The 7,968-nt window shown below is 30.5% G+C and carries 8 protein-coding genes; 5 read left to right on the top strand and 3 right to left on the bottom strand.

Annotated elements, in window-relative coordinates; all coding sequences use genetic code 11:
• From KKC53_02915 to KKC53_02900, 4 genes are all read left to right on the top strand, one after another.
• A partial coding sequence (locus tag KKC53_02915; protein MBU2598116.1) for an L-erythro-3,5-diaminohexanoate dehydrogenase occupies window positions 1-880 on the top strand: 880 nt, incomplete at its 5' end.
• Window positions 881-893: 13 nt separating this feature from the next.
• Window positions 894-1,709, top strand: coding sequence for a 3-keto-5-aminohexanoate cleavage protein (locus KKC53_02910; protein ID MBU2598115.1), 816 nt, complete (start codon window positions 894-896; stop codon window positions 1,707-1,709).
• Between the two features lie 54 nt (window positions 1,710-1,763).
• The gene (locus KKC53_02905; protein ID MBU2598114.1) at window positions 1,764-2,138 is read left to right on the top strand and encodes a 3-aminobutyryl-CoA ammonia lyase; all 375 of its coding nucleotides are present in this window, start codon (window positions 1,764-1,766) and stop codon (window positions 2,136-2,138) included.
• A gap of 113 nt (window positions 2,139-2,251) precedes the next feature.
• On the top strand, window positions 2,252-2,893 hold the full coding sequence (locus tag KKC53_02900) for a DUF3800 domain-containing protein (GenBank protein ID MBU2598113.1): 642 nt from the start codon (window positions 2,252-2,254) through the stop codon (window positions 2,891-2,893).
• Between the two features lie 142 nt (window positions 2,894-3,035).
• On the opposite strand, the gene KKC53_02895 is transcribed toward KKC53_02900, so the two are convergent.
• The 3 genes from KKC53_02895 to KKC53_02885 form a co-directional block, all read right to left on the bottom strand.
• The gene (locus KKC53_02895) at window positions 3,036-3,179 is read right to left on the bottom strand and encodes a hypothetical protein (GenBank protein MBU2598112.1); all 144 of its coding nucleotides are present in this window, start codon (window positions 3,177-3,179) and stop codon (window positions 3,036-3,038) included.
• Between the two features lie 306 nt (window positions 3,180-3,485).
• Entirely contained in the window at window positions 3,486-4,022 is a 537-nt protein-coding gene (locus KKC53_02890; GenBank protein MBU2598111.1) for a rubrerythrin family protein, read from the bottom strand.
• A gap of 109 nt (window positions 4,023-4,131) precedes the next feature.
• Window positions 4,132-6,594 carry an AAA family ATPase gene (locus KKC53_02885; GenBank protein ID MBU2598110.1) on the bottom strand — a complete coding sequence of 821 codons (2,463 nt, stop codon included), beginning with the start codon at window positions 6,592-6,594 and terminating at the stop codon, window positions 4,132-4,134.
• Between the two features lie 613 nt (window positions 6,595-7,207).
• Here KKC53_02885 and KKC53_02880 point away from each other — a divergent pair.
• Window positions 7,208-7,968, top strand: a 761-nt coding sequence (locus KKC53_02880) for a transposase (GenBank protein ID MBU2598109.1), incomplete at its 3' end; no start/stop codon positions are given.

Genomic DNA, 7,968 nt, shown 5'->3' with positions numbered 1-7,968 from the left:
ATTGAAGAAAGAATATGGATACGAAGAGGAGAAGATAGCATCTGCAATTTTAGATATAGTAAAAAAAAGAGGAAAGATGCATAATCCTGTAACAAATTCTGGTGGGATGTTAGTTGGAAAAGTTGAAAAGATTGGTCCAGATTTAAGAGGGAAAATAGATATTAATATAGGAGATGAGATAGCAACTTTAGTTTCCCTAACATTAACTCCATTAAGTATAAAAAGAATAAAAAAAGTAAAATTGGATGTTGAGCAGGTTGAAATTGATGGCAAGGCCATTCTATTTGAAAGTGGAATTTATGCTAAATTACCAATTGATTTACCTAAACTTTTATCTTTAGCAGTTTTAGATGTATGTGGAGCACCAGCTCAAATAGCAAGGTTAGTAAAAAAGGATGATGTAGTTTTTGTTTTAGGTGGAGGTGGTAAATCTGGAATGCTATGTTTAGCACAAGCAAGGAAGATAGTGGGAAATAAAGCAGTATTAGTATCTCTATCTCATTCTAAAGAATCTTGTGACAATGTAAAAAGATTTAAATTAGCAAATATTATCTTACAGGGAGATGCTGCTAAGCCATTAGAAATTTATGATAAATTTATTGATGCAACAAAAGGAAAATTAGCAGATGTAACAATAAATTGTATAAATGTTTCAAATACTGAAATGGCCAGTATTCTTTGCACTGAGCAACATGGAACAGTATATTTCTTTAATATGTCCACAGATTTTACCAAAGCAGCATTAGGTGCAGAGGGAGTGGGTAAAGACATAAAACTTTTGATTGGAAACGGATATGTTAAAGGTGCTCCAGAATTGGTATTAAACCTGTTAAGAGAGAATGATGAATTAAGAAAATTCTATATAAAAAAATATGGTTAAGGAGTCAATTCTTATGAAGCCACTTATAATAACTGTAGCTCCAAATGGGGCAGAGGTAACAAAAAAGGATAATCCAAATCTTCCCATCACACCAGAAGAGGTAGCTGAGGAAACATATAATTGCTATAAAGAAGGAGCATCAATAATTCATCTTCACGCAAGGGATAAGGATGGAAACCCAACACAGGATCCAGAAATATATAATGAGATGATTGAATTAATTAAAAAAAAGTGCAACATTGTTATACAGATATCAACAGGTGGTGCTATAGGTATGAGTTCAGAGGAGAGAAGAGCTCCATTAAAATTGAAACCTGAGATGGCATCATTAACTACTGGAACTGTGAATTTTGGAAATGGTGTTTTTTATAATCCACCATCACTAATTAAATCATTAGCACAAGAGATGAAAAGTTTAAAAATAAAACCGGAGATGGAGATATTTGATATGAGGATGATTGCCAATGCAAAGAGACTTATTAAAGAAGGGTTGATTGACCCACCATTTCAATTTGGTTTGATAATGGGAGTTCCTGGAGGAATTCCAGGAACAATAAAAGATTTAATGCATCTTGTTGAATCACTTCCTGAGAATTCTATATGGTCAGCTACTGGAATAGGAAAAAGTCATATTCCTATTTCAGTTACATCTATTGCTTTAGGAGGAAATGTGAGACTTGGTTTTGAGGATAATATATACTACGAAAAGGGAATATTAGCTGAAAGTAATGCTCAATTAGTTAAAAGAATCGTTAGAATTACAAAAGAGATGGGAAGGGATATAGCAACCCCAGATGAAGCAAGAACTCTATTAGGATTGAAAACTTAAAAAGATTGTTATTTATTATTATTTTTAATCATAAAATTATAAGGGAGAGTAATTATGATAAGGATTAGGATGAGTAGTTCAGATGTACACTACGGAGGAGATCTTGTAAGCGGTGCTAAAATTTTAGAATTATTTGGAGATGTAGCTACTGAACTATTAATAAAAAATGATGGAGATGAAGGACTTTTTGCCGGATATAAAAAAATTGATTTTTTAGTCCCTGTTTATGCAGGAGACTATATTGAAGCCAGAGGAGAAATCACAAGAATAGGTAGTACCAGCAGGGATATTGTATTTGAAGCTTATAAAGTTATTCAAACAAGAAAAGATATAAGTGATAGTGCCGCTGATTTTTTAGATGAGCCTATATTGGTTGTTAGAGCAAAAGGTACCTGTGTAGTTAAAAAAGAAAATCAGCGAAAGCAATAATTGGGAGAACATTAGACTAAAGCTTTAAATTTAGTGTAAAAAACAAAACTTATGGTAGTAGCTTTAAGGTTTTATACTTAATTCAACTAGTAGAAAGGTAAAAAATTAATTAAATGAGTAAAAAACTTTATATTTTTTTAGATGAATCTGGAGATCTTGGATTTAGTAAAGGAGGAAGTAATTATTTTACAATCGCTTTTCTCGCAACAGAGAAACCAATTAAAGTTAAAAGAGTTGTCAAAAAAATAAAGCAAAAACATAAAATTCCTCGTTCAGTTGAACTAAAAGCTAATACTACAAAAAAAAGGATAAGAAAAGAACTTCTTTATGAGCTTTCAAAATTACAAATTGAGATCCAATCGATTACGGTAAAAAAGAAAAATGTTGATCTAAAACTTCGGCAGGATACTAATATTCTTTATAATTATATGGTTGGTTTATCACTTGCTGAAAGAGTAGTTCAAGGAGAGCCTCCCAATACAAAAGTGATTATTACAGTTGATAAACGAACAATTTCAGTAGCTTATGGTTTTAAATTTAATGATTACTTAAAATATAAAATCTGGTATGAAAGAGGAAGAAATGATATTGATTTAGAGTTTTATCATTTAGAATCTCAAAATGTTTATAACCTACAAGCAATAGATAATATTGTAAATGCTATATTTAGGAAGTATGATAGAAATGATTCTGAACTATTTGATATCATTAAGAATAAAATAACTTATGATAAGACATTATTTTTTAACAAATAAAAAAGCGGTCCCTGTAGGTGACTATCTTACAGATAGTTTATACCACTTTCCAGTAGCACACTTATTACAGGACTTACCCGCTATAAAAAATATAACATATTTAAGAAATATATGTCAATAGTAAAGAAAAATTTTATAGATTTTACTCCTTTTTCTTTAAGGGCTTGCCACAACAAGTTAGGTCATGAGCTCCACATCCACAATCTTTTAATACTTTAACTTCACAGCCACATTCCTCGCATACATAAACCTTTTCCTTTTTAGGTTTTTCACTACAACATGGCATTATATATCACCTCCCCTCGCATGTTAAAGAGTTTTTATACTAGGTTTCTTTGATTTTAACACAAAAAATTTGTGTTTTTTATATTTAATTTCGTAAGACAGTTATTAAGATATTATTATAATAGAAGAATGTTTCTCCTTTGATATGTATTTATTAGTGATTAAATTTAATCAAAGTTTCTACATTTTAAAGAGGTCACCTCTAAAATAGTTTTAATAATCCTCTTTTTATTATGAATATAAAACTATAAAAAGAAAGTTCTACTTAAAACTTTATATATGCAGCTTTCTTTAATAATTATAAGAATTAGTAATTCTCACTCAGTAATTCATAGTAGCTTTGTGGGTGATCACAAGCAGGACATATTTTAGGTGGCTCAGTTCCTTCATAGATATAGCCACAATTTCTACATTTCCACATCACAGTATTATCTTTCTTGAAAACCTTTCCTTCTTCTAAATTTTTTAGTAATTTTTTATATCGCTTTTCATGTCCTTTTTCTACCTTTGCGATTTCTTCAAATACCTTTGCAATCTTTGTAAATCCCTCTTCTCTAGCAACTTTAGCAAACTCTGGATACATTGAAGTCCACTCATGGTTTTCACCTTCAGCTGCTGCAAGTAGATTTGCCTTTGTATCACCAATTCCCTTTAAAAACTTGAACTCCTTTTTTGCGTGCTCTTTCTCATTATTAGCTGTCTCTTGGAATATAGCAGCTATCTGCTCATATCCTTCTTTTTTTGCTTGACTAGCAAAGTAGCTATACTTATTCCGTGCCTGAGACTCTCCTGCAAAAGCAGCTAAAAGATTCTTCTCAGTCTTACTCCCCTTTAATTCCATTATTACCTCCCTTTAAATTATTGGTTTTCATAAATTAAAAATATTGTAATACTCTCTTACCTCTATTTTTTTACTTTTATATCAAATTGAATCAGTGGTTTGTCTCCTGCCTTTAAAAACCAGCTTGAATTTCACTACCTATTTTAAAACTCTTCCATTTATTAGCAAACTCTCTCAGCTTCTTATCTACCAGATAATTTACTGTCCCCACTTCATAAGTACCGTCTCTCTTTCTTCTTCCTGATTTAACCCCAGTTAGTATCTCAATTCCATGGTTAATAGTTTTTACTGAATAGATATGAAACTTACCTTGCTTTACTGCATTTATAACATCTTTGCGCAACATTAAATCATCAATATTCTGATGTGGTATCATTACACCTTGTGTTCCAGTAAATTTTTTTGTTTTACATACATCATAAAATCCCTCTATTTTCTGATTTACCCCTCCAATAGGTTGTATCTCGCCTTTCTGATTGACAGAACCAGTAACTGCAATATCCTGTCTTATTGGTAAATCAGATAAAGCTGATAATAATGCATAAACCTCAGTTGAAGAAGCTGAATCACCCTCTACACCTGAATATGATTGCTCAAAACAAAGACTTGCACTCATTGCCAAAGGTTTATCTTGAGCATATTTTGAGCGAAGATATCCTGCAAGTATTAACACTCCTTTACTATGAATTCTGCCACTAAGCTCAGCCTCTCTTTCAATATTTATTATGCCTGATCCACCAACTGATGTCTTAGCAGTTATTCTTGCAGGTTTACCAAAAGAATAATCACCTGTATCATATACTGAAAGACCATTTACTTGACCCACTACAAAACCTTTAGTATCTATCATAATTGTACCTTCTTCTATCATCTCTTGGATTTTTTCTTCAGTAAGTCTAGAGCGTTCGATTTTTTCTTCAATTGCTTTTTCTACATGTTTTTCAGTAACTTGTGAACTTTTTTCTTTATGAGCCCAATAATTGGCCTCTCTCAGTACATCTGCTATATTATTGAATTGAGTGGATAATTTTTTCTGCTTACCTGCGAGTCTCATTCCAAATTCAACCACTACTGCTACAGCATCACAGTTAAAAGGTACTAATTTCTCATTAGTAACTATATTTTTTACAAAGTTAGCATATTGCATAACACTTTCACGCTTAACATCCATAACTGAATCAAAATCAGCACGCACCTTAAATATTTTTTTAAAATCCTCATCACGATTGTAAAGTATGTGATATAAAAAAGGATCTCCTACCATTGCTACTTTTATGTCACAATCTATTAGCTCTGGTTTTAAAGCTGATATTGATATCATATAGAATGGAGCATAATTTTGTATCTCTATCTTTCTATTTCTTAATGTTCTTTTTAGTGCTTGCCAAACTCCTGGTTCTATCAAAGTATCTAGGGCTTCTATAATCAAAAAACCTCCATCAGCACGAAGAAGGGAGCCAGCCTTTATTTTTGTAAAGTCAGTTTGCCAGCTTCCGAATTTACCCGGCGTTACTTCAATAGTTCCAAAGAGATTGCGATAAGTGGGTGAAGTTTCAAAAATGATTGGTGCTTTTTTTGCTCCAAAATTATCAACAAGAAGATTCACTCGATATTTTAAAAATGGATCTTCCATAGGAGATGATACTCCTGGAAATGGTAAAGCTGCTTCTTCAGGTTTCTTCTGGAATTTATCTAAATTGTATAAAATATTTTCTTTTACCTCTTCTAAATACTCATTTACCTTATCATTTTTGTACTTGTTTTTTATATCATTAATCCGCTGTTCAACCAAGGGAGTAACGACTTCACTATCCAAAGATTTTAATTTTTTTTGTATCTCTTTCTCAAGATCTCTCATCTTCTTGAAGACAGCCTCCATCTTATCAGTGAGTTCAGAATGTTTCTTCTTAAGTTTCTGTAATTCCTTCTTTGGAAATTTATCCTTTTCTACCAAATCTTTTAGTTGATCAAAATTTAAAGGTTTACCATCAATCAAGGGCATTACAGCTGGTTTTGTGAAAACACCAAACTGTAATTGAATTAAGGTAAAATTTTCTTCTGCAATCTCTTCTTCAAAAACATTAATTAATTCTTTTTGCTTATTCTTTAGACTCTCTAAAACCCTCTTCTTTCTACTTTGGTAATCTCTACTTTCAAAAATAGATGGTATGTTTTTTAAGAGATACTCAACAATCCCATCCATATCCTTTTTTAGAGTTCTACCCTTTCCTGCTGGCAGTCTGATGAGTCTTGGCATGTCGGGATTTTTAAAGTTATTAACATAAAGCTTGTCATCAGGTATGTTTTTTATACGCTCTGTCTCCTCTAACAAGTAATTTATAGCTGTCTTTCTACCAGTACCTACAAGTCCAGTAACGAATATGTTATATCCTACACTTTCAATATCTAAACCCAAGCGAAGAGCATTTACAGCTCTTTTTTGACCAATTATGTCTTTGTGAACTTTAAGCTCATCAGTTGATTTGAAACCCAAGCTTTTCGGGTCACATCTCCGTCTCAGCTTCTCAACTGGAACTTCCTTAAAATTTAATGTTTTTTTCAATGATTTATTCATTTCTTATAGCCCCTTTTCAATTTTTCATTGTAAATAAATAATTCTTCTAACTATATTTTCTTGTAACTAATAATTCCTCTTACCTTTTTCTTGTAAATAAATAATTATTATTTTTAATTTTATCATTTAAAAATTAATAACTGTGAATTTTTTAAAATCTTGTTTTTGTGAAAATATGTCAAGTATATAAACTGAAGCGTTGGATATGTTTTTGTAATTAAATATATACTTATCTAAAAACATATAATTAGTTATAGTTCTTCTTTTTAAAAAAGAAGAAGAATTTAAATTCATTTTTTATAAATTTGTCTTTTAAATGAGCAACTTATAAAGAGTGGTCTTGTATGAAATTAGAAATATTGTATAATATGGAATATTTAAATCTAAATATTTGTAAAACTTCTATACAAATATATTGGGAAATCAATTCTTTTAAATAAAGCAAATTGTTAATAGAAATATATATTAGAAGAAATATATTTTAAAAAAGAATGGTTATAAGAAGGTTTGCTGAGAAAACCCCGTCCACTTACGTCGGGGATGAATTGACTAAATATTTTAACAAGAGAATTGACAATTAAAAAATACATAGAACAACAAAAAGGTAAATAGAATGCTGATTCAAAAAGGATTTAAATACAGATTAAAACCAACAAAAGAGCAAAAACAAAAGCTGTTGCAACATGGTGGTAATGCTCGGTTTGTATATAATTACTTCTTAAAACAAAACATTGATTACTACAATAAGACTAATAAGTTTAAGTTTTATCATGAATTGGCTACTTCTTTGCCAAAATTAAAACAAGAACTTCCTTTTTTAAAAAAGTCATTTTCTCAATCTCTTCAAATGGTCACTCGTCATCTTGATAAAGCATTAAAGGATAGTTTTAAAAAAGAAAAAGGCTTTCCATCTTTTAAGAAAAAACATTTTCTTAATGATAGTTTTACTTGTCCTCAAACGTGGAGACCGAGTAATGATTTTGTTTTTATACCTAAAATAGGTGAAGTAAAATGGATTAAACATAGACCACTTGAAGGCAAACCTAAATCAATCACTATTTCTCAAGATGGTAATAATTGGTATTGTTCTGTATTATGTGAATACAAAATAAAAGAACAAGAGAAAAAATCAGATAATATTGTAGGATGTGATGTTGGTTTAAATAATTTTTTAACATTATCTGATAAAACGATAATAAATAACCCCAAACATTTAAAGAAGTATGAAGATAAATTAGCAAAAGAACAAAGAAAATTAAGCAAAAAGCAAAAAGGAAGTAAAAATAGATTTAAGAAGCGAATGAAGGTTAGAAAAATTCACAGCAAGATAAAAAATATAAGACAAGATTTTCTACACAAAACATCATATTTGAT

Source organism: Actinomycetota bacterium, from assembly GCA_018830725.1.
Classification (GTDB): domain Bacteria; phylum Actinomycetota; class Humimicrobiia; order JAHJRV01; family JAHJRV01; genus JAHJRV01.
This window is presented reverse-complemented; position numbering and strand designations above follow the sequence as displayed.

Excerpts from the sequence above, each read along its gene's own strand:
- KKC53_02910 (MBU2598115.1), top strand. The coding sequence starts at position 894 with ATGAAGCCACTTATAATAACTGTAGCTCCAAATGGGGCAGAGGTAACA.
- KKC53_02905 (MBU2598114.1), top strand. The coding sequence starts at position 1,764 with ATGATAAGGATTAGGATGAGTAGTTCAGATGTACACTACGGAGGAGAT.
- KKC53_02900 (MBU2598113.1), top strand. The coding sequence starts at position 2,252 with ATGAGTAAAAAACTTTATATTTTTTTAGATGAATCTGGAGATCTTGGA.
- KKC53_02895 (MBU2598112.1), bottom strand. The coding sequence starts at position 3,179 with ATGCCATGTTGTAGTGAAAAACCTAAAAAGGAAAAGGTTTATGTATGC.
- KKC53_02885 (MBU2598110.1), bottom strand. The coding sequence starts at position 6,594 with ATGAATAAATCATTGAAAAAAACATTAAATTTTAAGGAAGTTCCAGTT.